Origin of the sequence: Marinobacter bohaiensis (genome assembly GCF_003258515.1) — a bacterium.
In the GTDB taxonomy this organism is placed as follows: Bacteria; Pseudomonadota; Gammaproteobacteria; order Pseudomonadales; family Oleiphilaceae; genus Marinobacter_A; species Marinobacter_A bohaiensis.
In genome coordinates, this window is sequence record NZ_QGEH01000003.1 from 167,936 (window position 1) to 191,530 (window position 23,595).

General features: G+C 63.8%; 25 protein-coding genes. 12 read left to right on the forward strand and 13 right to left on the reverse strand.

All coding sequences use genetic code 11. The features are described from left to right. Positions 1-37: 37 nt before the first annotated feature. From DKK67_RS15595 to DKK67_RS15610, 4 genes are read left to right on the forward strand one after another with little or no spacing between them, the layout of a single operon-like run. Entirely contained in the window at positions 38-910 is an 873-nt protein-coding gene (locus tag DKK67_RS15595) for a mechanosensitive ion channel family protein (RefSeq protein ID WP_111497428.1), read from the forward strand. Then, positions 897-1,379 (forward strand): ATP-dependent zinc protease family protein, encoded by a 483-nt coding sequence (locus DKK67_RS15600; protein WP_111497429.1) that lies wholly within the window; start codon positions 897-899, stop codon positions 1,377-1,379. Before DKK67_RS15595 ends, DKK67_RS15600 begins: the two co-directional genes overlap by 14 nt. Continuing rightward, on the forward strand, positions 1,376-2,284 hold the full coding sequence (gene rimK, locus DKK67_RS15605) for a 30S ribosomal protein S6--L-glutamate ligase (RefSeq protein ID WP_111497430.1): 909 nt from the start codon (positions 1,376-1,378) through the stop codon (positions 2,282-2,284). Before DKK67_RS15600 ends, rimK begins: the two co-directional genes overlap by 4 nt. Before the next feature lie 2 nt (positions 2,285-2,286). Next, positions 2,287-3,351: a succinylglutamate desuccinylase/aspartoacylase family protein gene (locus DKK67_RS15610; RefSeq protein WP_111497431.1), complete on the forward strand. Its 1,065-nt coding sequence runs from the start codon at positions 2,287-2,289 to the stop codon at positions 3,349-3,351. Positions 3,352-3,580: 229 nt separating this feature from the next. Here the strand turns inward: DKK67_RS15610 and DKK67_RS15615 are convergent, their stop codons facing one another. The 3 genes from DKK67_RS15615 to DKK67_RS15625 all read right to left on the reverse strand — a co-directional run bounded on the left by DKK67_RS15615 (position 3,581) and on the right by DKK67_RS15625 (position 6,427). Further along, positions 3,581-4,936, reverse strand: coding sequence for a PhoH family protein (locus DKK67_RS15615; RefSeq protein WP_111497432.1), 1,356 nt, complete (start codon positions 4,934-4,936; stop codon positions 3,581-3,583). 92 nt (positions 4,937-5,028) lie between these two features. Then, positions 5,029-5,517 (reverse strand): CBS domain-containing protein, encoded by a 489-nt coding sequence (locus DKK67_RS15620; protein WP_111497433.1) that lies wholly within the window; start codon positions 5,515-5,517, stop codon positions 5,029-5,031. 184 nt (positions 5,518-5,701) lie between these two features. Beyond that, positions 5,702-6,427 carry an START domain-containing protein gene (locus DKK67_RS15625; protein ID WP_228160673.1) on the reverse strand — a complete coding sequence of 242 codons (726 nt, stop codon included), beginning with the start codon at positions 6,425-6,427 and terminating at the stop codon, positions 5,702-5,704. 183 nt (positions 6,428-6,610) lie between these two features. Between DKK67_RS15625 and DKK67_RS15630 the strand changes: the two genes are divergently transcribed. Continuing rightward, positions 6,611-7,606, forward strand: coding sequence for a DUF2804 domain-containing protein (locus DKK67_RS15630; RefSeq protein ID WP_111497434.1), 996 nt, complete (start codon positions 6,611-6,613; stop codon positions 7,604-7,606). A gap of 33 nt (positions 7,607-7,639) precedes the next feature. Here DKK67_RS15630 and minE read toward each other — a convergent pair whose 3' ends face one another. The 5 genes from minE to DKK67_RS15655 form a co-directional block, all read right to left on the reverse strand. Then, a complete protein-coding gene (gene minE, locus DKK67_RS15635; RefSeq protein WP_111497435.1) occupies positions 7,640-7,897 on the reverse strand; it encodes a cell division topological specificity factor MinE in 258 nt (85 codons plus the stop codon). 6 nt (positions 7,898-7,903) lie between these two features. Further along, positions 7,904-8,713 (reverse strand): septum site-determining protein MinD, encoded by an 810-nt coding sequence (gene minD, locus DKK67_RS15640; RefSeq protein ID WP_111497436.1) that lies wholly within the window; start codon positions 8,711-8,713, stop codon positions 7,904-7,906. Between the two features lie 134 nt (positions 8,714-8,847). Continuing rightward, a complete protein-coding gene (minC, locus tag DKK67_RS15645; protein ID WP_111497437.1) occupies positions 8,848-9,612 on the reverse strand; it encodes a septum site-determining protein MinC in 765 nt (254 codons plus the stop codon). After that, the gene (locus tag DKK67_RS15650; RefSeq protein ID WP_111497438.1) at positions 9,612-10,025 is read right to left on the reverse strand and encodes a HopJ type III effector protein; all 414 of its coding nucleotides are present in this window, start codon (positions 10,023-10,025) and stop codon (positions 9,612-9,614) included. The genes minC and DKK67_RS15650 overlap by 1 nt, the downstream gene beginning before the upstream one ends. After that, complete coding sequence (locus DKK67_RS15655) at positions 10,025-10,309, reverse strand: DUF1244 domain-containing protein (protein ID WP_111497439.1); 285 nt, start codon at positions 10,307-10,309, stop codon at positions 10,025-10,027. Before DKK67_RS15655 ends, DKK67_RS15650 begins: the two co-directional genes overlap by 1 nt. A gap of 158 nt (positions 10,310-10,467) precedes the next feature. Here DKK67_RS15655 and dinB point away from each other — a divergent pair, with 158 nt between their 5' ends. Continuing rightward, complete coding sequence (gene dinB, locus DKK67_RS15660) at positions 10,468-11,532, forward strand: DNA polymerase IV (RefSeq protein WP_111497440.1); 1,065 nt, start codon at positions 10,468-10,470, stop codon at positions 11,530-11,532. 20 nt (positions 11,533-11,552) lie between these two features. On the opposite strand, the gene DKK67_RS15665 is transcribed toward dinB, so the two are convergent. Then, entirely contained in the window at positions 11,553-12,113 is a 561-nt protein-coding gene (locus tag DKK67_RS15665) for a phosphatase PAP2 family protein (RefSeq protein ID WP_111497441.1), read from the reverse strand. After that, positions 12,082-13,290 (reverse strand): glycosyltransferase family 4 protein, encoded by a 1,209-nt coding sequence (locus DKK67_RS15670; RefSeq protein WP_111497442.1) that lies wholly within the window; start codon positions 13,288-13,290, stop codon positions 12,082-12,084. The genes DKK67_RS15665 and DKK67_RS15670 overlap by 32 nt, the downstream gene beginning before the upstream one ends. A gap of 229 nt (positions 13,291-13,519) precedes the next feature. Between DKK67_RS15670 and DKK67_RS15675 the strand changes: the two genes are divergently transcribed. The 4 genes from DKK67_RS15675 to DKK67_RS15690 all read left to right on the forward strand — a co-directional run bounded on the left by DKK67_RS15675 (position 13,520) and on the right by DKK67_RS15690 (position 17,940). Further along, positions 13,520-14,557, forward strand: coding sequence for an NADP(H)-dependent aldo-keto reductase (locus DKK67_RS15675; protein WP_111497443.1), 1,038 nt, complete (start codon positions 13,520-13,522; stop codon positions 14,555-14,557). A gap of 275 nt (positions 14,558-14,832) precedes the next feature. Further along, positions 14,833-15,147, forward strand: a complete 315-nt coding sequence (locus DKK67_RS15680) for a hypothetical protein (protein ID WP_111497444.1) — start codon at positions 14,833-14,835, stop codon at positions 15,145-15,147. 118 nt (positions 15,148-15,265) lie between these two features. Continuing rightward, positions 15,266-17,428 (forward strand): acetyl-CoA hydrolase/transferase C-terminal domain-containing protein, encoded by a 2,163-nt coding sequence (locus tag DKK67_RS15685; protein ID WP_111497445.1) that lies wholly within the window; start codon positions 15,266-15,268, stop codon positions 17,426-17,428. Positions 17,429-17,478: 50 nt separating this feature from the next. Further along, entirely contained in the window at positions 17,479-17,940 is a 462-nt protein-coding gene (locus DKK67_RS15690; protein ID WP_111497446.1) for an FKBP-type peptidyl-prolyl cis-trans isomerase, read from the forward strand. 6 nt (positions 17,941-17,946) lie between these two features. Here DKK67_RS15690 and DKK67_RS15695 read toward each other — a convergent pair whose 3' ends face one another. After that, positions 17,947-18,765, reverse strand: coding sequence for a lysophospholipid acyltransferase family protein (locus DKK67_RS15695; protein ID WP_111497447.1), 819 nt, complete (start codon positions 18,763-18,765; stop codon positions 17,947-17,949). Then, complete coding sequence (locus DKK67_RS15700; RefSeq protein WP_111497448.1) at positions 18,759-19,538, reverse strand: GNAT family N-acetyltransferase; 780 nt, start codon at positions 19,536-19,538, stop codon at positions 18,759-18,761. The genes DKK67_RS15695 and DKK67_RS15700 overlap by 7 nt, the downstream gene beginning before the upstream one ends. Positions 19,539-19,877: 339 nt before the next feature. Here DKK67_RS15700 and DKK67_RS15705 point away from each other — a divergent pair, with 339 nt between their 5' ends. After that, complete coding sequence (locus DKK67_RS15705; protein WP_228160674.1) at positions 19,878-20,606, forward strand: response regulator; 729 nt, start codon at positions 19,878-19,880, stop codon at positions 20,604-20,606. 85 nt (positions 20,607-20,691) lie between these two features. After that, positions 20,692-22,272: an ATP-binding protein gene (locus DKK67_RS15710; RefSeq protein WP_111497450.1), complete on the forward strand. Its 1,581-nt coding sequence runs from the start codon at positions 20,692-20,694 to the stop codon at positions 22,270-22,272. 246 nt (positions 22,273-22,518) lie between these two features. Here the strand turns inward: DKK67_RS15710 and DKK67_RS15715 are convergent, their stop codons facing one another. Continuing rightward, positions 22,519-23,595, reverse strand: coding sequence for an ABC transporter ATP-binding protein (locus DKK67_RS15715; protein WP_111497451.1), 1,077 nt, complete (start codon positions 23,593-23,595; stop codon positions 22,519-22,521).

Genomic DNA, 23,595 nt, shown 5'->3' on the forward strand with positions numbered 1-23,595 from the left:
TGAGCCGCGACAGGGGCTTAACGAGGAGCGGGATGAAATGGATGATATAGGCGGCGCACTGGCGGCGGAGCTGGGGTCGATAGACTGGGGCGCCTGGCTGCGGGTTGTGGTGCTGCTGGCTCTGGGGTTCGTTCTCGCCACCGCGGCGTCCCGCGGGATGGCCCGGTTGCTGGGCAGCCGCTCGTCGCGGCATGTGACCGTGCTGTTCGGCCGTGTGGTGTTCTACGCGATCTTCGTCATCTTTATCATCGCGGCGCTGCGCGAGGCGGGGTTCGCGCCGGACGTGCTGCTCGGCGCGGCGGGCATCCTGACGGTGGCGATCGGCTTTGCCTCGCAGACCTCGGCGTCCAACATGATCAGCGGTTTGTTTCTGCTGGTGGAGAAGCCGTTCGAAATTGGCAACTTCATCGAGGTGGACGGCACCATTGGCGAGGTGATCGGCATCGACATGCTCAGCGTTAAACTGCGTACGGCGGACAATCTGTACGTGCGCATCCCCAACGAGACGCTGATCAAGACCCGGGTGATCAACCGCTCGCGCTTCCCGATCCGGCGGCTCGACCTGACCGTCGGGATCGCCTATCGCGAGGATATTCGTCGGGTGCAGCAGTTGTTGCTTTCGCTGGCCGAGGAGAGCACGGTTTGTCTGGAGGAGCCCAAGCCGTTCGTGCTGACCACGGCGTTCGGGCCCTCGTCGGTGGACCTGCAATTCTCCTTCTGGGTGCCCGCGGACAAGGTGCTGGAAGGACGCAGCACCATGATGGAGGCGGTCAAGGCCCTGCTCGACCGGGAGCAGGTGGAGATTCCGTTTCCGCACACCAGTGTCTACGCCGGAAGTGCGTCGCAACCTTTCCGGATTGAGCTGATCAGGGATGACAACCGACAGGAAGTAACCGATGACGAGCGATAAGACGAAGGCAACACAAACGGGCGATCAGCGGGTGGCACTGGGCTGGCGTGAATGGCTGGCTTTGCCGGACCTGGGCATCGAGCGGATCAAGGCCAAGATCGACACCGGGGCGCGCACCTCGTGCCTGCACACGTTTCGCATGGAAACCTACACCGAAGGTGAGGAACGTCGCGTGCGCTTCTGGGTCCATCCGGAACAGAACAACCTGCACAAGGTGATCGAGTGCGATGCCGCGGTACTGGACGAGCGGCTCGTGTCCGACTCCGGCGGCCACCGCGAGCAGCGCCTGGTGATCCTGACGTCGGTCCAGGTGGGTGCCGTCAGCTGGCCCATCGAAATGACACTGACCAATCGCGACACCATGCGCTTCCGGATGCTCCTCGGGCGCACGGCCATGGCCGGCAAGGCGCTGGTGGATCCCCAACATTCTTATCTGGCCGGTGATCCGGCCGCAGGGAGTACTTCATGAAGATTGCTGTCCTGTCCCGCAACAAATCGCTCTATTCCACCCGCCGCCTGGTGGAAGAGGGGCTGAACCGGGGCCATGACGTGCGGGTGATCGACTGCCTGCACTGCTATATGAACATCACCTCCGCCAATCCGGAGATCCATTACCGCAAGGAGATCCTGGACGACTTCGATGTGGTGATCCCGCGCATCGGTGCGTCGGTGACCTTCTACGGCACGGCGGTGCTGCGCCAGTTCGAGATGATGGGCGTGTTTCCGGTCAATGAGTCGGTGGCCATCAGCCGCTCCCGGGACAAGCTGCGCTCGCTGCAACTGCTGGCGCGCAAGGGCGTGGGCATGCCGGTCACCGGGTTTGCCAACAAGCCGGACGACGTGCCCGAGCTGATCCGCATGGTGGGCGGCTCGCCGGTGGTGATCAAGTTGCTGCAGGGTACCCAGGGCATCGGCGTGGTGCTGGCGGAAACCCGCAAGGCGGCCGAGAGCGTGATCGAGGCGTTCATGGGCCTGAAGGCGGACATCCTGGTGCAGGAGTTCATCAAGGAGGCCGGCGGCGCTGACATTCGCTGCTTCGTGATCGGCGACAAGGTGATTGCCGCCATGAAACGCCAGGCCGGGGAGGGTGAGTTCCGCTCCAACCTGCATCGGGGCGGTACTGCCTCGCTGGTGCGCATTTCCCCGGAAGAGCGCCGTACCGCCATTGCCGCCGCCAAGGCCATGGGCCTGAATGTGGCCGGGGTGGATCTGCTGCGCTCGTCGCGTGGGCCGCTGGTGATGGAGGTGAATTCGTCACCGGGCCTGGAAGGCATTGAAACCGCCACCAGCAAGAACGTGGCGGGCATGATCATCGACTGGACCGAGAAGAACCAGAAACCCTGGAAGACAAGAACAAAAGGTGGGAGAGGCTGATCATGGCGCGAGCCCCATTCGTGATTGCCGGCGAGGAGATTCCGGCAGGCACCCGCAAGACCGTGGAAGTGCCGGTGGCCAAGCTGTACACCCACACGCCCCTGCACATTCCGGTGGAAGTGGTGCACGGTCGTCGCGACGGGCCGGTGCTGCTGGTCTGTGCGGCGATCCACGGCGACGAGATCAACGGCGTGGAGATCATCCGCCGGGTGCTGCGTTATGGGGCGCTGCGTCATCTGCGCGGAACCCTGGTGGCGGTGCCCATCGTCAACGTGTTCGGTTTCGTGCAGCGCACCCGCTACCTGCCGGACCGTCGCGATCTGAATCGGTGCTTCCCGGGCTCGGAGACCGGTTCGCTGGGCGGACGCATCGCCTACCTGTTCCGCACCCAGATCATGGAACAGGTCAGCCACATCATTGACCTGCACACCGGGGCCATTCATCGCTTCAACCTGCCGCAGATCCGCGCCGAGCTGAAGAACCCGGAGACCATCCGCATCGCCGAGGCGTTCGGCGCGCCGGTGATCCTCAACGCCAGCCTGCGGGAGGGCACGCTGCGTGAGTATGCCGATTCGCTGGATATCCCGGTGGTGACCTTCGAGGGGGGCGAGGCGCTGCGTTTTGACGACGTGGTCATCTCCAGCGGCGTGCGAGGCATCATCCGCGTGATGCGTGCGCTGGACATGCTTCCCGAGAAGGCCTCACGCATCAAGGTGAAGAAGCGTTCGGAGATCGCCGCCAACTCCATGTGGGTGCGGGCCGACATCGACGGCATCATGCGCCCCATCGTGCGACTCGGTGCGCGGGTGCGCAAGGGCCAGAAGCTGGCGATCATCGCCGACCCCTTCGGCGAAACCGAAACCGCGCTGCTGGCGTCCGTGTCCGGCATCGTCATCGGCATGAACAACCTGCCGCTGGTGAACGAGGGGGAGGCGATCTACCACATCGCCCGCTTCGACGAACTGGCCGAGGCCGAGAAGGCGATGGATTATTTCCGCTCCAAGTTCGACCCCGAGGTGACCGAGGCCGTGATGCCGATGCATCCCTGGGACGATCAGGAGCGGTAAGACGGCGGCGAGGTGGTTGGTGCATCGGGTGGCGGATTGAAGGCGTCACATGTAGCCGAAACGTCAGTTTCGGAGGCGTCATGAGCACCCGACAGAGAAGTGATCGGTTGCCTGAAAAGAAAGGGTCCTAGCAGGCCCACCGAAACTGACGTTTCGGCTACATAACGTGGGAGCCGCGAGTGGGGAGCAGGCTGGTCCTGGAGTCTTGCCTGCTCCCTGAAACGTTTCCCTACAGGTTCGCTTCCGCAAACTCCGCCAGGGCCGATCTCGGCACTCCCTGCAGGTGGATGTGCCCACCGTGGCGGAAGCCCTTGAAGCGCTCGGTCATGTAGGTCAGACCGGAACTCAGGCCGCTCAGGTAGGGCGTGTCGATCTGCGCCAGGTTGCCCAGACAGATCACCTTGGAGCCGTTGCCCGCCCGCGTGATGATCGTCTTGATCTGGTGCGGTGTCAGGTTCTGGGACTCGTCGATGATGATCAGGCTGTGCTGGAAACTGCGCCCGCGGATGTAATTCAGGGATTTGAAGTGCAGCGGCACCTTGGACAGGATGTAGTCGACGCTGGCGGTCATGTTCTCGTCGTCCTCGTGGAGGGCTTCGAGGTTGTCCACGATCGCGCCCAGCCAGGGCTCCATCTTCTCCGCCTCGGTGCCGGGCAGGAAGCCGATGTCCTCGTCCAGCCCCTGGGTGCTGCGGGTGGCGATGATGCGCTTGTAAGTCTTGCTGGCGACGGTCATCTCGATGCACGCGGCCAGGGCCAGGATGGTCTTGCCCGAACCGGCCGACCCGGTCAGGTTGACCAGGTGCACGTCCGGGTCCATCAGCAGGTTCAGGGCGATGCCCTGGTAGATGTCCCGCGGCATCAGGCCCCAGACTTCCTTGTTCATCAGGTCGTGCTGGTGCAGGTCCTGTAGCACCAGACGGTCGTCCTCGATGTCCACCACCTTGCCCACGAAGCCCTGCTCGTCCAGCACGAATTCGTTGATGTTGAGCTTCTGCAGCTCACCTTCGCGCCGCAGGATGTGCTCGGTCACCCCCTCGCGCTGAATCGTCTCCACCTTGTTGATGGTGTCCCAGAAGGAGTTGGGGAACTGCCGGTAACCCTTGGGCAGCAGGTCGATGTCGTCCAGTAGCTGGTCGTTGTGGTAGTCCTGGGCTTCCACGCCGAAGCCGCGCGCCTTGAGGCGCATGTTGATGTCCTTGCTGACCAGGATGATGTCCTGCTCGGGGTTGCGTACCTGCAGCGCGGCCAGGGTGTTGATGATCTTGTTGTCGTTGAGGTGCTCGGGCAGCGCGTGATTGCCGGTGTGCTCGGTGCTCATCAGGATCGACAGCGTCCCCAGCGGTTCGGCCTTGCGTGCCCGCACAATGGGGACGCCCCGCTCGATGTCTTTGGGGCTGGCATCGCCCAGCAGCTTGTCGATGTTGCGGATGGCCTGGCGGCAGTCGGCAGCGACCGCCTGCTTGCCGGACTTGAGGCTGTCCAGCTCCTCCAGGACGGTCATGGGGATAATCACATCGTGTTCTTCGAAGTTGAGCAGGGCGTTGGGGTCGTGGATCAGGACGTTGGTGTCGAGGACGTACATCTTTTTCCGCTCTTGCGGTGCTGAGGGCATAGGGCTCGATACCTCGCAATGGCTATTTTGATCGGTCTCCGCGGTGGCTTCGGCGCTCGCCGTCATGCGAGGCAGCGCCGGGCCAGGGCGTCGTCGGAGATCAGCTTCAGCATGTCGTAGGTGGTTATGATGCCGGTGACTTCTCCTTCGTGGGTGACAAAGATGCGGTGCAGGTGCTCCTCCATCATCAGCTCGGCGATCTCGCGCACCGGGGTGTCTTCGGCGACCGAGACCACGATGGGCGTCATGATGTCCCGGACTTCCACCGGCAGCTTGCTCATCTCCTCGAAAATGAACATGCGCAGCCGGCGCGCTTCCCGGGCTTCTTCAGGGGTGAGCTGCTGTTCGGCGTCGGACGGCCGGGAGGAAGACCAGCGGAATTCGGCGACGTCCTTGAGGGTGGCGATACCGATGATGCGACCGTGGTCGTCGCTGACCGGGCTGCCGGTGATCTCGTGGTCGGTGAGGAACCGGGTGAACTGGTCCATCGTCCAGGACTGGGGAACGGCTTTTACGCTGGGTGTCATGATCTCGCGTGCGAGAACCGTCATTGTCGCTATCCTGCTCTGACGCTGGGGCCCGCAAACCTTTGTGTCCGGTAGCCCGGAGTCCTGTCCGGTCCCGGACTGCAGGTGGCCCTCGGTTGTACCGACAGACGCGGTGCTCTGGCGGCACCTTTGCCTGCATCCCCGCGTTGGAAAACGGGAATTCTTACCGCAAAGCTTATACGCTCTTTCAGGGCGCGTCACCCTCCGATTGACTGGATCGAACCACGTCCACCAGCTTGCCGGCGTCATCAAATACCAGCTCGTAACCGGCGTAGCGGGGCGAGCGCGCAACCCGCTCAAGGTTGCGGATGGATTTTACCGGGATGTCCACCACCAGCGAGTTCACCAGCCAGCTGGGGATGCTGCCGTTGGGCTCGGTGTGCTGGACCCAGGTCAGGCGGGTGCGCTCCGGTCCCAGCGGTTCGAAGCGGTAATGGGTGTCGGACTGGTCGACGCGGATGTAGTCGTCCCGTTCCGGGCGCGCACCGGGCACGGCACTGAGGTACATGTCCACCACGCCCGAAGCCTGCTCGCCGTGGGTGCGGATGCGGATCACGTAGTCCCGGTCCTGCACGGGCCAGGGCATGTCGTTGACCGAGTAGGCGTAACGGTCGCCGAAACCGCCGCTGCCGAATGCCTCCGATTCCACGCAGTTGTGGACCCATTCGGTACAGGATGCGGGATTGACCAGCACCGCCATCAACCGGCTGGTCGAGGCGTCCAGGTCCGCCACGGCCCGGAACGCCTCGAAATCCGACCCTGGCACCGCCGTGGTGTAGATCCGGATGCCGTCGCTCTCCTCGCGCAGCTGCCAGTTGGCGTCGGGGCCGGGCAGGGCGTCCGCGCTCAGGCCCGGGCAACCAAGCAGGGCGGCGAACAGGAGGGACGGGCATGCTCGGGGCGTCAGTCGCACGATGAAGGCCTTCTTTTCCAGGGACACGGACGCTAGTGTAACAACCGCCGGAAGGCGGAAATGCCACCTGTGCGGCACTTTGGCGCATCGCGGCCGGTCCGCCCGGATTGGCCTGATCGGCCTGGCATCGCCGCCCGGTGCGCCGATACAACAACGATAACGCGATCAAGGACAGACCACACCATGGACCTCATCAATGCCCGCGGCCAGCCGCTCTGGGGCGAGCTGGACCAGCCCGTCGAGCGCATCAACTACCTCGACCACGACCTGCGATCGGTGATGGACCGGCCCTTGTCCCGTCGGGCCCGACAGCGGCGCTACAACCATTTCCAGTTCATCAGCGTGCAGGGGCCAGAGTGGGTGCTGGGGCTGGCGCTGGTGGATCTGGGGCGGGTCGCCAATGCCTTCTGCTACCTCTACGATTTTGGTTCGCGCGAGCTGGTCGAGCGCAGCTGGCTTAACCCGCTGGGCTGGGGGAGCGCCTGCGAACCCTATCCCGAGATCGGTTGCGACCGCTTTGCCCGTCCCGGCGTTCGCCTGACCATCCAGGGCGAGGGCCGTCGCCGGCACTTGCGGGGGATGGCGGGAGACATGCACCTGGATCTCACCTTAAGCGGCGACAACGCGCCCCTGCGGGTCTGCAGCCGCGCCGGTTACGACGGCTGGGTCTTTACCCGCAAGTCGGCCGGGCTGGCGGTAAGCGGTTCGGTGGAGTGGGGGCCGCGGCGTTACCAGACCGACGCATCGATGCGCGGCTCGATCGACTGGAGCGGCGGGTTCATGCGCCGGGACACGGCGTGGAACTGGGCCTGTATCGCCGGGCGCACAGCGGACGGGCGCAGCCTGGGGCTGAATCTGGCGGCGGGGGTGAACGAAACGGGGGTGACGGAAAACGCCCTCTGGCTGGACGGCGAGCGCATCAAGCTGGACCTGGCGCGGTTCGAGTTTGATCGCTACCAGCCGGAGGCGGCCTGGCGAGTGAGCACGAGCGACGGGCGGGTCGATCTGGTGTTTCGGCCTCAAGGCGTGCGGCGTGAGCGGATCAATGCCTTCTGGCTGGCGTCCAACTTTCGTCAGTACGTGGGGCATTTCGAAGGCACGGTCCGCGATCCCGCGGACCGGCCGGTCGAGGTGTCCGGCCTGCCCGGACTGGTGGAGGATCACTACGCCCGCTGGTGAGCGGGCATCGGACCGGCCGCAGCCGGCCGCGAATTACTGCTGATGTTCGGGCAGCGTCACGTTGAGTTCCAGCACCGAACACTCGTCGGTGCGGTCCAGCTCCACCTGCACCATGTCGTCGTCGATCTGCACGTACTTGCGGATCACCGCCACCAGCTCCTGTTGCAACTGCGGCAGGTAATCCGGCTGGTCACGCATGCCGCGCTCGTGGGCGACGATGATCTGCAGGCGCTCCTTGGCGACACTGGCCGTGTTCTTTTTGCGACTGCGGAAGTAATCGAGAAAACTCATGCCGCCTTACCCCTTGAACATGCGTGAGAAGAATCCCTTTTTGGCCGCAGTCAGGAAGCGGTGCTCGCGCTCTTCGCCCAGCAGGCGGCCGACGGCGTCTTCATAGGCCTGACCGGCGTCGCTGTCGTCCTCCAGGATGACTGGTACGCCCTGGTTGGAGGCGTTCAGCACCACCTGGGACTCCGGGATCACGCCCAGCAGGGGAATGGCAAGAATCTCTTCCACGTCGGCGACGGACAGCATGTCGCCCTTGTCCACCCGATCCGGGTTGTAACGGGTCAGCAGCAGGTGCTCCTTGACCGCGTCCAGACCCATCTCGGCACGGCGGGACTTGCTTTGCAGAATGCCCAGTATGCGGTCGGAATCCCGCACGGAGGACACCTCCGGGTTGGTCACGACGATGGCTTCGTCGGCGTAGTACAGCGCCATCTGGGCGCCGTGCTCAATACCAGCGGGGGAATCGCAGACGATGTAGTCGAAGGTTTCGGACAGCTCGTTGAGCACCTTCTCCACGCCTTCGCGGGTCAGCGCCTCTTTTTCGCGGGTCTGGGACGCCGGCAGGATGTAGAGCGTGTCCACGCGCTTGTCCTTGATCAGCGCCTGGTTGAGGGAGGCTTCGCCCTGGATCACGTTGACGAAGTCGTACACCACCCGCCGCTCGCAATTCATGATGAGGTCGAGGTTGCGCAGGCCCACATCGAAGTCGATGACCACGGTCTTGTTGCCACGACGGGCCAGTCCGGTGCTGATCGAGGCGCTGGTCGTGGTCTTGCCCACGCCACCCTTACCTGAGGTAACGACGATTATTTTAGCCAAGGTTGCAGTCCTGTTTGCTGAAAGTGAAAAGTGTCATGGTTTTATAGTCTGCCTTGCAGGGCCGGGACTGTCCTGTGCGCCTCGGGCCTTTCTCGGGATGACAGAGCCCTGTCGCCGGCCGGGCGCGTTTTTCGTTATTTGTCGAGGGGTGTGGCCACCAGCAAATCGTCCTTCAGCTGTAGCTGAACTGCTTTCTTCCAACCCTGCTCCTGCAGATCTTCCGAAATTTTATAGTGTCCCGCAATGGACACAAGCTCCGCCTCCAGCGATTGGCAGAAAACCCGCGCTCCGGCCAGCCCGTGGACGCCCGCCAGGGCGCGCCCGCGCAGCGGTCCGTAGACGTGGATGTTGCCCGCCGCCAACACTTCGGCCCCGGCCTGGACCGGCGCCAGGATGATCAGGTCGCCGTCCGGCGAATACACCTGCTGGCCGGACCGCACCGGCTGGGTCACGATCCGAGCCGCCCCCGGTGCCGGGTGGCTGTTGCGCAATTCGGCGTCCGGCGTGGCGACCGGCTCGGGCGCCGGTTCGTCGGCCTCGGCCGGTTCCGGCGCGGCCTGGCGCTGGGGTGTCGCCGGCAGCAGGGCCAGGGCTGCGTTGCGGGCCAGGCGGCGCTGGTCGTCGTCGCCTCCGCGCACCGCGACCACGTGGATGTTGTGGCGACGGCAGATGCCGATCAGCTGAAAGAAATCCAGCTCGCTGGTGGGGCCTTCGTATTTTTCCAGGTTGACCACCAGCGGAATGTCCCGGAAGAAGCCCGGCGCCTGCCGGATCTTGTCGCGCAGGGTTTCTTCAAAGGCGTCGGGTTCAAAAAACAGCAGCTCCAGGGCGGTCAGCGAGACGTTGGCGCTCTTGAGCTGGAAGCACTGGCTCGCTTGCATCGCATCCGCGTCCGGCATCAGCGAGATTCTCCGTTGTTGGTCGGTGAAGGGATCGGGTCGGAGGTATGGCCGGCTTCCGTCTCAGCGCGGAAGACCAGCGGTCGGCCGTCGAAACGAATGCCGGACCAGCCCGTACTCATGAATTGTCGGATATTAGCGTGATCGCTACCGGACGGATCTGCCATTACCGAGCGGTAATGGCGGCCGAAACAGTCCAGGGTCGCCTGCTCCCCCAGCCCGGCCAACTGGCCCAGGGCGAAGATGCGGCAGGACCCGTTGTTCGAGCCGGCGGCGTTGTGCACCGGGCCATTGTCGAAGGCGGTGGGCATGAATTCGAAGAAGCGTTCGATCAGCTCAAGGCTGTCCTCGAAGTCGGAGCGGCCGGCGTCGAGAGCGGCCAGGTGGATGCGCAGGGCGTTCTGGAAGTCCATCAGCCGTCCGATTTGTTGTGGGCTTGTTTGTCGCCGGTCTGGTACCTGGTTTTCCATTCATCGTAGGGCATGCCGTAGATGATTTCCCGGGCGGCGGCGTCGGACAGCTCCTCGCCACGGGCCTCGGCTTCGGCACGATACCATTTGGACAGGCAGTTGCGGCAGAAGCCGGCCAGGTTCATCAGGTCGATGTTCTGCACTTCGGTGTGGGTGCGCAGGTGCTCCACCAGTCGGCGGAACGTGGCGGCTTCAATCTCGGTGGTGTCCGGGGACCGGTCGGCCATGGTGTTGCTCTCCTGTTCCTGAATCCTGACATTCTCGGCAAGTAGCGGTAAGATACAAGTCTGTATGAATGTACAGTTTGTGGGCGGCGAGGCCGCAGGGTCAAGCGCTCGCGGAGTGTCGACGACGCTCTCCGGGCAGGAGTGACAGCACGGTCGGTATGGCGGAACGGAAAATCATTCACCTGGACTGCGACTGTTTCTACGCCGCAGTGGAAATGCGCGATGATCCGTCCCTGCGCGGGGTGCCGCTGGCGGTGGGCGGTGGCGGCCCGCGCGGGGTGGTGTCCACCTGCAACTACCTGGCCCGCGAATACGGCGTTCGCTCGGCCATGCCCGGGGCCGAGGCGCGGCGACGCTGTCCGGATCTGGTCACCGTACCGGTGGATATGGCCCGCTACCGTTCGGTGTCGCGACAGGTAATGGGCATTTTTCGCGAACTCACCGATCTGATCGAACCCCTGTCTCTGGACGAAGCCTTTCTCGACGTCACCGGCATCGATGCCCACAAGGGCAGCGCCACGCTGATGGCGCGCCATCTGCGCGAACGGGTGCGTCAGGAGGTGGGTATTACGGTGTCCGCCGGCGTAGCGCCCAACAAGTTCCTGGCCAAGATCGCCAGCGACTGGCAGAAGCCCGATGGTCTGTTCGTCGTCCGCCCACAGGACATCGACGACTTTGTCCTGCATCTGCCCGTGGAGAAACTGTTTGGCGTGGGTAAGGTCACGGCCGGCAAGCTGCACGCCATGGGAGCGACCACCTGCGGCGAGCTGCAGCGCTTTTCCCGGGATGAGCTGGTGGACCGTTTCGGCCGTCATGGCATGCGCCTGTACCACATGGCCCGGGGCGAGGATAACCGGCCGGTGGCGGTCACCCGCATCGCCAAGTCGGTGTCGGTGGAGCGGACCTTTTCCCAGGACCTGCCCAACCGCGAGGCCTGTCACCGGGTCATGGCGTCACTGGTAGACGACCTGGAGCGGCGTCTGGGCCGCAAGTCCGAGCCGCGCCCGATCCACAAGCTGTTCGTGAAGCTGCGCTACAGCGATTTTTCCACCCACACGCTGGAACGGGTGCGGGACAACATCGCCTCGCCGGCGGTGGACGACTTCATGCCGTTGCTGGATGAGCTCTACACCGATGCCGAGCGGCCGGTGCGGCTGTTGGGGATGGGCGTTCGGTTCCGCGAGGAGTCGGCGCCGACGCAGCAGTTGCGGTTGTTCGAGTAAGGGCTTTCCTGGCCAGGGACTCAGGCCATCGGCATGAACAGCGGCAACAACTCCACCGCCAGCGCCCCCATCACGCTGCCGATGACCGCACCGGCCAACACGTCGCTGGGGTAGTGCAACCCCAGCACCACCCGGGACGCCGCCACGCTCAGGGTAAACGGCAGGATCACCAGGGCCAGTGTCGGCAGCGTCAGCGCCAGCAGTGTATTAAAGCAGACGGCGTGCAGGGTGTGGCCGGACGGAAAACTGTAGCGGTCCAGCGGCGGCGTGCCGCAGTGGATCGCCGGGAAGGAGATGAACGGCCGTTCGCGGATCAGGGTTTTCTTCAGGCTCTTGTAGGTCAGGGTGCAGACCAGGCCGGTGGCCGCCATCAGCAGCGCCAGGGCCAGTCCGGCTTCCGGGTGCAGCAGCGGCAGCGAGAGGATCAGCGCGTACCAGAACCAGCCGTCGCCGAGTCGGCTGACCACCCGGAAGTAGGGCAGGACGCAGCGATAGCGCAGGCAGCGGTTGATGCTCTGGCAAAGCAGGAATTCCCGTTGGTCGACGCGCTCAAAGAATCGAGATGCTTTGCTTGCCGGCATGACGGCTCTCCTTATAACGGAGATTGAGGAGAATGGCCTCGAACTGTTCGATCAGTCCGGGCCAGTGGATGTCCAGAGCATCGAGCCGGGCCTGACTGCGCAGCCGGCTCATCAGCGACGGCTGGTCGGCCAGTCGCAGGGCGGCGTCGACGAAGCCTTTGGTGTCGTCCAGCGCCACTTTCATACCGTTGTCCTCGTGGCGGATGTGCTCGCTGGCGGCAGCGTCGTCGAAGGCCACCAACGCCAGGCCGCTGGCCATGGCTTCGGTGACCACGTTGCCGAAGGTTTCCGTCTTGCTGGGAAACAGGAACAGATCGGCGGAGGCGTAGTGCCGGGCCAGTTCGTCGCCGCGTTGCATACCGCAGAAGATGTAGTCGGGATGGCGCTCGGCCAGCCGTTTGCGCATGGGACCGTCCCCCACCAGGATCAGCTTGGCCCGGGGGTGGATATGGCGCATGCGCTCGAAGGTGGACACCGCCAGGGACAGGTTCTTTTCCGCCGCCAGGCGCCCTACATGGATCACCGCCAGGTCCCGCTCGTTCACGCCCCACTGTTCTCGCAGGGCGCGGTCGCGCCGGCTGGGGGAGAAACGGTCGCAGTCCACGCCGCGGCTCCAGATGCCCACCGGGCTGATGCCCAGATCGTGCAGCGACTGCTGCATGCGTCGGGTAGGCACCAGGGTCAGCTGTGTACGGTTGTGGAACCAGCGCAGGTAGGATGCGATCATCTTCTCCAGGAAACCGGCGCCGTAGTGCCGACTGTAGCTGTGAAAATTGGTGTGGAACCCCGAACACACCGGGATCTGCAGCCGCCGCGCCGCGCTCAGGGCGGCCAGGCCCAGGGGCCCTTCGGTGGCCACGTAGATGGCGTCGGGGCGGCTGGCTTTCCAGTTGCGGGCCAGGCGGCGGGCGCTGGCGAGGCCGAATTGCAACTCCGGATAGCCCGGCAACGGCAGGCCTGGCAGAGTCAGGGTGGTGTCCGCCAACGCCGGGCTCGCCGACTCTGTGGTCGTCCCGGTGCTTCCGCGTTCCTGCTTCTGGCGTGGCCGAACCACCGAGAGCCGATGGCCGCGTGCGCGCAGGCCCTGGCAAAGCTGCCCGAGGGTGTGCGCCACCCCGTTGATCTCCGGCGGAAAGGTCTCGGTGACGATGGCTATGTGCCGTTGACGCTGGATCAAGTGCGCTCCGTCATGACTGCGACTGCGGCGGGCTGGATGCGTTGGTTGGTAGGGTTTACTCTGTCCAGCCTGCGAGTCCGGGTGAACGACCGGGAAGGCCCGTCAAATGGGCGTTCCCCGTTGCTGTCACTATGGAAAGGTCAAATGACAGTTCGGCGACAGACCCGTGACATTCCGTTGAACAATACATCGGATTCCTGAACAACCCACCGATTGGAGAGATGCACACATGCAGAAACGTCAGTTAGGACGTACTGACCTGGACGTCAGCCTGATCTGCCTCGGTACCATGACCTGGGGTGAGCAGAACAGCGAGGCGGAAGCCTTTGAACAGCTGGACTATGCCACCGCCAATGGCATCAACTTCATCGACGCGGCGGAGATGTACCCGGTTCCGCCGCGCGCCGAGACCCAGGGTGCCACCGAAACCTGCCTGGGCAACTGGCTCAAACAGCGCGGTCGCCGTGACGATCTGGTGATTGCCTCCAAGGTGGCCGGCCCCGGTAATGGCCTGGACTACCTGCGCGACGGCCCGCGCCTGACCCGACCGCACATCCGCGCCGCCGTGGAAGACAGCCTCAAACGCCTGCAGACCGACTACATCGACCTGTACCAGATCCACTGGCCGGACCGCAGCACCAACTTCTTCGGTCGCCTGGGCTACACCCACAACCCGGACGAGGACGCCACGCCCATCGAGGAGACCCTGCAGGCGCTCGATGAGCTGGTGAAAGAGGGCAAGATCCGCCACATCGGCCTGTCCAACGAGACCGCCTGGGGCACCATGCGCTACCTGCAGCTGGCGGAGCAGAACGGCTGGCCGCGCCCGGTGAGCATCCAGAACCCGTACAGCCTGCTCAACCGCTCGTTCGAGGTGGGCCTGGGCGAGATCGCCCATCGCGAAGACGTGGGGCTGCTGGCGTACTCGCCGCTGGCGTTCGGGGTGCTGTCCGGCAAATACCTCGGTGGCAAGCAGCCGGAAGGTGCGCGCCTGACCCTGTTCGAGCGGTTCCAGCGCTACAACGGCGAACGGGCGGATGCCGCCACCCAGGCCTACGCTGACGTCGCCGCCGCCCATGGTCTGAGCCTGGCCCAGATGGCACTGGCGTACGTTAACAGCCGTGGTTTCGTGACCAGCAACATCATCGGCGCCACCACCATGGATCAGTTGCGCGAGAATGTGGCCTCCGAGCAGGTAACCCTGTCCGAGCAGGCCCTGTCCGACATCGAATCGGTCCACACCGAGTTCACCTATCCCTGCCCGTAACCCTGCTCCGGCCGGGGTCCCAAGCGATCCCGGCCGGTTACCGGTTCCCTCGCCGGTCCGTGTCAGCCCACCTGTCCCGATTCGCCCCGCGTTGCAGCTTGGCGATGGCTGCAATCGTCCGTTACACCGCTTGACCGTTTGTTGACAAATAATTGCTTACTTCCTGACGTAAATACGTCGAAGTTTGCGTTAAATCACGTTTTACAAATCTGTCATTGCTAGACTAATGTCTAAACGTTTTGGGCAAAATTCAGGCATTCATCGGGCGGTTAGCCATGGTTTTTCGAATCTTCATCATCCTGCTGGTATTGAACTCCCTGGCCTTTGTGGTCAAGGCCGATGCCGCGGAAAACGACGCGCTGACGAACGCTCAGTTCGAAGCCATGTCGGCCCAACATGATCGGCCGACCGAAGATGAGGAAGAGATTCGCATGGATGCCCTGACCGAGATCGGTTCCCGTCTGCTGCGGCTGCGTCTTTTCGAGAGCGATAGCGACGGCAAGCGCTATGCCTATGACAGTATCCACGCCGACCATGGCATTGCCCTGGTCAACGAAGGCGCCTGTCTCGACCTGAAGTGGGAATTCTGACGCCTGTCTCCCTTTCCATACTGTCACCCATACCGACTGATTTTGCCCCGTTTGGCCGTTGTTACCCCGCCCGGCTCGTGTGATCATTGCCCGGAAAATGGTCAAGGAGAGCAAGGCTATGGCGCGAACCCCCCAGGTTTCCTCACGGATTGAAGAATGCGTCGACGCCCTGATCGAACGGGTGGGGCGGGATATTACGTTGGGCCTGCCGCTGGGCCTGGGAAAACCGGTGCACCTGGTCAACGCCCTCTACCGGCGGGCCCAGGGCGATACCGGATTGCGCCTGCACATTGTCACCGCCATTTCCCCGCTCGCTCCGGGCGGTAAATCCTCCCTGGAAAAACGGTTCATCGAGCCCTTTGCCGAGCGCCTGTACGGCCGCATTCCGGAGCTGGCCTATGCGCGCGATGTGGAGGCCGGCCGATTGCCGTCGAACGTCCGGGTCTCGGAGTTTTTCTTCCAGGCGGGCAGTTGCCTGAACAACCCGGTCCAGCAGCAGAACTACGTGTGCACCAATTACACGCATGCGGTGCGAGACCTGCTCGCGCTCGATATCAATGTGGTGGCACAGATGGTGGCGTCTCCCGGGGATGGCGAGTACGACCGTGTCAGTCTGAGCTGCAATCCGGACCTGTCCCTGGACCTGATTCCGCTGATGCGCGAGCGGGAGAGCGCCGAGCGCCCGGTGGCTGTGGTGGGGGAGGTCAATCGCACTCTGCCGTACCTGGGCAACGATGCCGAAGTACCGGCCCATGTGTTCGATGTCCTCTACGACAACGCCGCCGACGATTACCCGTTGTTCCCCGTTCCCCAGCAGCCGGTCAAACCGGCGGATCACATGATCGGCTTTTACGCCAGCACCCTGATCGAGGACGGCGGCACGCTGCAGGTCGGGATTGGCTCGCTGGGGGCGGCTGTGGTTCACGCCACCTGCCTGCGACACCGGGAGAACGCCGCCTGGCACCGGGTGTTCGAGCATCTGAAAGTGGCGGACCGCTTCCCGATGGTGGCGCGGTGGGGCGGCACCGAACCTTTCGAGACCGGTCTCTACGGCTGCAGTGAAATGATGGTGGACGGGTTCCTGCAGCTGATGAAGGCCGGCATTCTCACCCGCCAGGTGTATGCCGATGCCGACCTCCAGGAGCGGATCAACGCCGGCGAGATCGGTCCCGATATCTCACTGCAAACCCTGGATCGCCTGCGCGCAGCGGAACTGATCGATTCGCCGTTGCGGGCCCGGGATGTCCAGTGGCTGCAGCGCTTTGGCATCATCCGCGACTCGGTGGATCTCAAGGGCGGGCGCCTGGTCGTTGGGGATCTGAGCCTGGAGCCCGATCTGGACGATGAGGCGGCCCGCGAGCAACTGGCCACTCTGCTGGGGGATCGGCTCGATGGTGGAACCGTGCTGCACGGCGGGTTCTACATCGGCCCGGCGGATTTCTACCAGCAGTTGCGCGAGCTGTCGCCGGAGCAGGCGGCGAGCATTTGTATGACCAGCGTGAACTTCATCAACCACCTGTACGATCACCGTTTCGGCAACCAGCGCCTGAAGGCGGCGCAGCGGCGCGAGAGCCGCTTCATCAACTCGGCGATGATGTGCACGCTGGACGGTGAGGTGGTTTCCGATGGGCTGGAGGATGGCCGGGTTGTCAGTGGCGTCGGCGGCCAGTACAACTTTGTCGCCATGGCCCACGAGCTGCCCCGAGCCCGCTCCATCCTGACCCTGCGCAGTACCCGCAATGGCAGTGGCGGGCTGCAGTCGAACATCGTTTTCAGTTACGGCCACTGCACGATTCCCCGCCACCTGCGGGACATTGTGATTACCGAATACGGCATTGCGGACCTGCGCGGCAAGTGCGACGAGGACGTCTACCTGGCGCTGATCCGAATTGCCGATGCCCGCTTCCAGCCGCAGTTGCTGAAACAGGCGCAAAAAGCCGGTAAGGTGCACGCCTCGTTCAAGCTGCCGGCGTCCTGGCGGCACAATACCCCGGAAGCGGTGCGAGCGGCACTGGAGGCGGCCGGTCCGGACGCCTTCCCCACATTCCCGTTCGGTTGCGATTTCACCGAGGATGAGCTGACCCTGATGGGGGCGCTCCAGCGGCTGCGGAGTGCAACCGCATCCCGCCGTGGCACCCTGAAAACCCTGTGGCAGGCACTGCGGGGTGATCCGGCGGGGGACGATCTGGCGCCGTTGCTCAAACGCATGGACCTGGACGTGCCGGCAACGTGGAAAGAACGGCTGGACCAGCGGCTGCTGGTACACGCCCTGAGACAATAGGCCTGCGTCGCCGATTGCGTTCGGCTGCGCAGGCGCAACAGGTAAGAGTTATGCAGACCTCATACGTTTACACGGTCCACTACCGGCTCAAGAACCGCGCCGGCGAAGTGGTGGACACCTCCGAAGGCGCCGAACCCCTGCAGTTCCTGTGGGGCGCCGGCAACGTCATCAAGGGCATCGAGGAAGCGGTCAAGGACCGTGGTATCGGCGATTGCCTGGAAGTCACCGTGCCGCCGGAGATGGCCTACGGTGATACCAATCCGGAACTGGTGCGCAAGGTGCCCCGGTCGGCTTTCGCCGGCGTCGAGGATCTCAAGCCGGGCATGAAGTTCCAGACCAACAGCGGCGAGGACGCCCAGATCGTGCAGGTGGTGGCGATCGACGGCAACCTGGTCAAGGTCGATGCCAACCATCCGTTGGCGGGATTTACCCTGTATTTCGACCTCGAGATCATCGATAAGCGGCAGGCGACCGACGACGAAGTGGCCGCCGGCCGGCCGCTGGAGGTCTGAGCGCCATCAGGCGCCGCCAAGACGTGGGCGTGATGCGGGATAGTCCGGTGTGGCGCCGGGCTTGTCCGGGCAGTTGTGGATGGTCTGCAAACCGTCCTCCACCGTGGCGCGCAGTTGCCTGGCCAGGACCTGGAAGTCGTCATTCGCTGCGACGCTGACCGGTTCGTGCAGGACCACATCCACCGTCACCGCCGGTTGCCTTAGCAGGCGCACCAGATGACGGTCAAAGCTGTCGTCGCCGATGAACGGTGCGAGCGGGTCGGGGTGGTTGTCGCGTCGGTACCCGATGGTCATGGGCAGGATTGGCACGCCGGCTTCTGCCGCCGCTGACAGCAGGCGGCCATGGAACGGCAGCACGGTAATACCGACACTGGTGGTGCCTTCGGGGAAGACCAGCACCGACTGGCGCTCCCGCAGGGTCCGGGCAATGTCTTCCCGGGCGGCCGCGGCCTGGCCACTGCCGCGACGGATAAATAACGTGCCGGCCTGCTTGGCCAGCCAGCCGATCACCGGCCAGTTGCGCACCTCGGCCTTGGACAGGAAACGCAGCGGCACAATGCTCCCCAGGATGGGGATGTCGGACCAGGAAATGTGGTTGCAGACCAGCATGACCGGACCATCGGGGCGTTGGCCGCGCACGTTCACCTGGAAACCGAGGCAGCGGGAGGCCAGCTGGAAACAGGCCCGGGCGAAGGGTGTCCTGTCGATAGGCCGGCGAATCGTCCACTCGGTAAGCGATACGGCGACCGCCAGCAGCGAGCACAGCAGCAGGACGATCGCGAACAGGCCGAGTCGGCCCCCCAGACGCAGCGTCCGCATCAGCATGGCGCGGACTCCGTCGCCGGGCGCATGAAGTGGCGGCTGTAGCGGCTGGCCAGTTTGCCGACTTCCAGCAGCACCAACAGATCCGCGCAGCGGAATTCCGGGTCCCAGCAGGGTTCGCCGCAGACCCGTGCGCCGAGACGCATATAGGCGCGGATCAGCGGCGGTACTTCCGACGGGTTCTCGGTCTGGGCCGCCACGTTGGTGAGGTGGGGCAGGGCGCGGTGCGGGGTGACGCGACGATCGAGGTCGGTCATGTAGCGCTTTTGCAGCAACTGGGTGATGCGCCACGCCTTGTGGCCGCCGTCGGCCATGCCGATGCTGGCGCAGCCGATCAGGTAATCAACGTTCTCGGCGACCAGGTATTCCGCCAGCGATGACCACAGCAGGCTGATGGTGGCGCCGGTGCGGAAATCGGGATGGACGCAGGTACGCCCCAGCTCGGCCAGATGACCCGGCATCTCGCGCAGGGCGGTCAGGTCGAATTCGCCTTCGGAATAGAACCCGCCGGCGGCCTCGGCGTCGCGCTGGTGCAGCACACGTGAGGTGGCGACCAGGGCGCCGGTCTGGTTGTCGGTCACGATCAGGTGGTCGCAGTGAGCGTCGTAGGCATCCTGGTCGATGCCGGGGATTGTGGCGCCGAGATCAGATCCATATTCCTCTGAAAATACATCGTAGCGCAGGCGCTGGGCGGCCTCCACGAGCTGTGGGTCGCGGGTGATGGCCGCACGCAGGCGACGGGCGCTGGTCAGGGAACGGGCTTGTTCTGCAGGCATGACAGTTTTCTCTTTATGACCGTTTCCCGTCGAGCCTATGAATCGAGGATTGCAGTTGAATGAACCGGGCGTGACGTCAACATGACAATGGTCGAGGGTGGTGAAGCCTGTCACGCCTTGTTACTGTGCTGTCATTCCCTGTATTTTTCCGAACAACATGTATAATTGGTGTTACATGGCGTAGCCTGTCTATCGATTAATCAGCTGGTTGCGTCGGAACGGGGCCAATAGGTCGGCCCCTTGGGGGAGTCGTCAGGGAGTTGACGCAGGATGCAATTCAGTTGGGCAGGCCACGAATAGATGGCTGTAAATGGAAAAACAAAATCAGAGATGGACGGCGTGGAACAAGCAATCGAGACATGTAGGGTTCTCATCGTCGAAGACGATGAACGCCTGGCGGATCTGACTCGGGAATATCTGGAAAGCAACGGCCTGACCGTTTCTGTGGAAGGGAACGGTGCCAATGCGGTGGAGCGCATCCGCCGCGAGAAGCCGGATATTGTCGTGCTCGACCTGATGCTGCCCGGCGAGGATGGACTGTCCATTTGCCGGCGGGTGCGTCCCTTCTATGCGGGGCCGATCCTGATGCTGACGGCCCGCACCGATGATCTGGACCAGGTACTCGGCCTGGAAATGGGGGCCGACGACTACATTTCCAAACCCGTGCGCCCGCGCGTGCTGCTGGCGCGGATTCGCGCCCTGCTGCGGCGGGTGACCGACACCGGCGAAGTGGCAACCGAATCCAAGCCCGCTGAGGAGCCGGTGCGGCTTGAATTCAATGACCTGGTGGTGGATCGCTCCATGCGCGAGGCCTGGCTGAACAATGAAAGTATCGATCTGACCAGCGCCGAATTCGACCTGCTGTGGCTGCTGGCATCCAGCGCCGGCCGCGTGCTGAGCCGCGAAGAAATCTTTACGGCCCTGCGCGGTATCGAATACGACGGGCAGGATCGTTCGATCGACGTGCGAGTCTCCCGGATCCGTCCGAAAATCGGCGACGACCCGGTACATCCGCGTCGCATCAAGACGGTGCGCAGCAAGGGCTATCTGTTCGTCAAGGAAGCCTGACGGGACGTCGCTGTCTGATTCCACGTAATGCCCGATCAAGCCCGGCGCCTGCCGGGCGGGGTATTGCGAGCTACGGAAAGGCCCTATGCCCCTAGTTCCCTTCCTGAAAATGTTTGGCCGCCTTCTGCTGGTGGCTGTGATTATCCTCGCCTTTTCCGCCGGGCTTTTTTCCGGGCTCAATGCCGTTCGCGAGCGCGACTGGAAAGAGCGCTTCGCGACGCCGCTGATGGACTGGCTCGCCGTTGCGCCCCATCCACAGGTCACCTACCCCTGGCTGGACCGCCTGTACGGCCTGACGATCCGGCCGGCTGATGAATCGACCCTGTCGGACATCGCGGAAGAGCGACTGTCCTATGGCCAGGTGATCGCGTCCACCGAAGGGCTGGGCGTGCGCCTGCGCCGTTTGACCAATGACGGCGCCATCATCGACGTCACCTTGCGTGATCTGTACCGCGATGTGTGCGAGGCCACGGCCCTTCTGGTGCTGACCCATCTCAACGGCAGCCCGCTCCAGGAGCGTCCGGCAATCATGTCGAATCTTTCGGAGTCGTTGGAAGTGTCGGTGGCGCCGGTGACGGACGACTCCGAGCGCATCGATCCGGCCACGCTTGAGCGGCTGGTAGAGCGGGGGCTGGCGTTCGTGCAGCTGGACAAGAACGCCTCCGCTCGGGTCTATCTGCGGCTGGCGGACGGCGCCGTCGTTCAGGTGGGCATGCCGAGTCCATTCCAGCCGTTGGCCTGGTCGGTGATCCTGCTGGTGTTCCTGGTGGCCGCGACGATTGCCGGTTTTTTCCTGTATCTGCTGTTGCGCGGTGTGGATCGCAACCTGCGATCGGTGGAGTCGGTGGCCGTCCGCATCGCTCGCGGCGAGCTCCATGCCCGTGTCGATACTCGTCGCGGCGGGCTGGTGCGGCGGTTGGGGCACTCATTCAACAGCATGGCGGATCAGATCCAGCGGCTGGTGGAAGTTCAGCGCGAGATGATTCACGCGGTCTCCCACGAGTTGCGCACACCGGTGGCGCGGATCCGCTTCGGGGTCCAGATGATCGAGGATTGCGCCACCGATGAGGCCCGTGAAAAGCAATTGGCGGGCATCGACAACGACATCCAGGAGCTGGACGAGCTGATCGACGAAATCCTCACCTACGCGCGGCTTGAGCAGGGCGGGCCGATCATGAGCCTGCGCGAGGCGAATGTGGCGGATCTGGTGCGCCAGGTCGTCGAAGAGCAGCAGAAGCTGGCGCCTGAGATGTCGATTGAGGCCGAGTTTGTCGGCGACAGCGATACCTGGGGACTGTCCGACGTGGAGCCGCGATACATTCACCGGGCGGTGCAGAACCTGGTGGGCAATGCCCGCCGTTACGCCAATAGCACGGTTCGGGTGCGCTGCCAGTTTGATACGCAAACCTGTCGGGTCGACGTTGAGGACGACGGGCCGGGCATCCCCGAAAGTGACTGGGAGAAGGTGTTTACGGCGTTCGCCCGACTGGATGACAGTCGTACCCGGACATCCGGCGGCTACGGCCTGGGGCTATCCATTGTGCGCCGTATTCTCTATTGGCACGGTGGTCAGGCTTTCGTGGGACGCAGCCGGGCACTGGGCGGAGCGGCTTTCAGCCTGGTCTGGCCGCGCCGGCATGAGGGAGCGCCGGCTCCCGCGGAGTGACTTGGACAAAGGCCGACGCGTCTCACGCATTGTAACAATCCGCTACACAAGCTCCACTGACGGGTTGGTGCACACACCCCATAATCAAGATCGTAAGGGATGACTACTTGAGGTTGTAGTTCTTACGAACTTTCCTTGTTTCATTCGTCATATTTCGAGGGGCCGTTATTCGGCCCCTTTTTTTGTGTCCGGATTTTTGTGCCTGGAGCGCCGCTCCGGCACCAGGGCCTTGACGCCGAGAGGCGCTCAGACGCGTTCAAAGGCGATCAGATGCTCGGCCTCGACCCGGATGGGAACCTGCTCCCCCAGGCGGAAATCCAGATGGCTTCGGAACAGGGCCTCGAACTCGGTTTCCGGCGACAGCTGGAAGCGGTAGAGCGTCGAGGTGCCGGCAAAGGTTTTCTCGATCACCTTCGGTTTGAGGCTGGAATTCGCATCGTAGACGATGTCGTCCGGTCGGATCAGGACATCCAGCAGGGCACCGGGAACCCATCCCGAATGACGCTTGCTGCGGATTACGCCCAACTCCGACTCGATGCTGTCCACCCCCAGGGCCCGGCCCTTGATGAACCCGCCCTGACCGACAAAGCCGGCCACAAACCGGTTCACCGGCTCGTGATAGAGGTTATAGGGCACATCCCACTGCTGGATTTGGCCATCCTTGAGCACGGCCACCTGATCGCACATGGCGAAGGCTTCCTGCTGATCGTGGGTAACCAGAATGGCACTGATGCCCAGGGTCTTGAGGATGTCGCGCACATCCAGGCTGAGCCGGCGACGAAGGTCGGCGTCCAGATTGGAGAAGGGTTCGTCCAGCAGGATCAGAGTGGGTTCCGGGGCCAGCGCCCGGGCCAGGGCCACGCGCTGCTGCTGGCCGCCGGACAGGCTGTGGGGATGCTCGTCCGCCAGGTCCTGCAGGTGGACCAGGTCAAGCAGCTCGGTTACCTTCTGGTGTCGCTGCTCGCGGTCGAGCTGGTGCAGGCCGAAGCCGATGTTCTCCGCCACCGTCAGGTGCGGGAACAGGGCGTAATCCTGGAACACCATGCCAATCCGGCGTTTTTCCGGCGGCACCGCCTTGCCCGGTACGCTCAGGGGCTGGCCGGCCAGGCGGATCTCGCCTGCCTGCAGGTTGAGGAAGCCGGCGATGGCACGCAGGATGGTGCTCTTGCCGCAGCCGCTGGGCCCCAGCAGACAGCCGATGTCGCCGCGTCCCAGGGACAGGCTGATGTTCTCAACCACCCGGGTGCCGTTGTAGCCGCAGGCCAGTTCCTCGACCTCCAGTAGCCAGTCGTTGAACACCGTCGGCGCTGCCGGTTGCTGCAT

Bases quoted from the DNA above. Each gene is read 5' to 3' on its own strand.
- DKK67_RS15595 (WP_111497428.1), top strand. From the start codon at position 38: ATGGATGATATAGGCGGCGCACTGGCGGCGGAGCTGGGGTCGATAGAC.
- DKK67_RS15600 (WP_111497429.1), top strand. From the start codon at position 897: ATGACGAGCGATAAGACGAAGGCAACACAAACGGGCGATCAGCGGGTG.
- rimK (WP_111497430.1), top strand. From the start codon at position 1,376: ATGAAGATTGCTGTCCTGTCCCGCAACAAATCGCTCTATTCCACCCGC.
- DKK67_RS15610 (WP_111497431.1), top strand. From the start codon at position 2,287: ATGGCGCGAGCCCCATTCGTGATTGCCGGCGAGGAGATTCCGGCAGGC.
- DKK67_RS15615 (WP_111497432.1), bottom strand. From the start codon at position 4,936: ATGTACGTCCTCGACACCAACGTCCTGATCCACGACCCCAACGCCCTG.
- DKK67_RS15620 (WP_111497433.1), bottom strand. From the start codon at position 5,517: ATGACGGTTCTCGCACGCGAGATCATGACACCCAGCGTAAAAGCCGTT.
- DKK67_RS15630 (WP_111497434.1), top strand. From the start codon at position 6,611: ATGGACCTCATCAATGCCCGCGGCCAGCCGCTCTGGGGCGAGCTGGAC.
- minE (WP_111497435.1), bottom strand. From the start codon at position 7,897: ATGAGTTTTCTCGATTACTTCCGCAGTCGCAAAAAGAACACGGCCAGT.
- minC (WP_111497437.1), bottom strand. From the start codon at position 9,612: ATGCCGGACGCGGATGCGATGCAAGCGAGCCAGTGCTTCCAGCTCAAG.
- DKK67_RS15650 (WP_111497438.1), bottom strand. From the start codon at position 10,025: ATGGACTTCCAGAACGCCCTGCGCATCCACCTGGCCGCTCTCGACGCC.
- DKK67_RS15655 (WP_111497439.1), bottom strand. From the start codon at position 10,309: ATGGCCGACCGGTCCCCGGACACCACCGAGATTGAAGCCGCCACGTTC.
- dinB (WP_111497440.1), top strand. From the start codon at position 10,468: ATGGCGGAACGGAAAATCATTCACCTGGACTGCGACTGTTTCTACGCC.
- DKK67_RS15665 (WP_111497441.1), bottom strand. From the start codon at position 12,113: ATGCCGGCAAGCAAAGCATCTCGATTCTTTGAGCGCGTCGACCAACGG.
- DKK67_RS15675 (WP_111497443.1), top strand. From the start codon at position 13,520: ATGCAGAAACGTCAGTTAGGACGTACTGACCTGGACGTCAGCCTGATC.
- DKK67_RS15680 (WP_111497444.1), top strand. From the start codon at position 14,833: ATGGTTTTTCGAATCTTCATCATCCTGCTGGTATTGAACTCCCTGGCC.
- DKK67_RS15685 (WP_111497445.1), top strand. From the start codon at position 15,266: ATGGCGCGAACCCCCCAGGTTTCCTCACGGATTGAAGAATGCGTCGAC.
- DKK67_RS15690 (WP_111497446.1), top strand. From the start codon at position 17,479: ATGCAGACCTCATACGTTTACACGGTCCACTACCGGCTCAAGAACCGC.
- DKK67_RS15695 (WP_111497447.1), bottom strand. From the start codon at position 18,765: ATGCTGATGCGGACGCTGCGTCTGGGGGGCCGACTCGGCCTGTTCGCG.
- DKK67_RS15700 (WP_111497448.1), bottom strand. From the start codon at position 19,538: ATGCCTGCAGAACAAGCCCGTTCCCTGACCAGCGCCCGTCGCCTGCGT.
- DKK67_RS15710 (WP_111497450.1), top strand. From the start codon at position 20,692: ATGCCCCTAGTTCCCTTCCTGAAAATGTTTGGCCGCCTTCTGCTGGTG.
- DKK67_RS15715 (WP_111497451.1), bottom strand. From the start codon at position 23,595: ATGCAGCAACCGGCAGCGCCGACGGTGTTCAACGACTGGCTACTGGAG.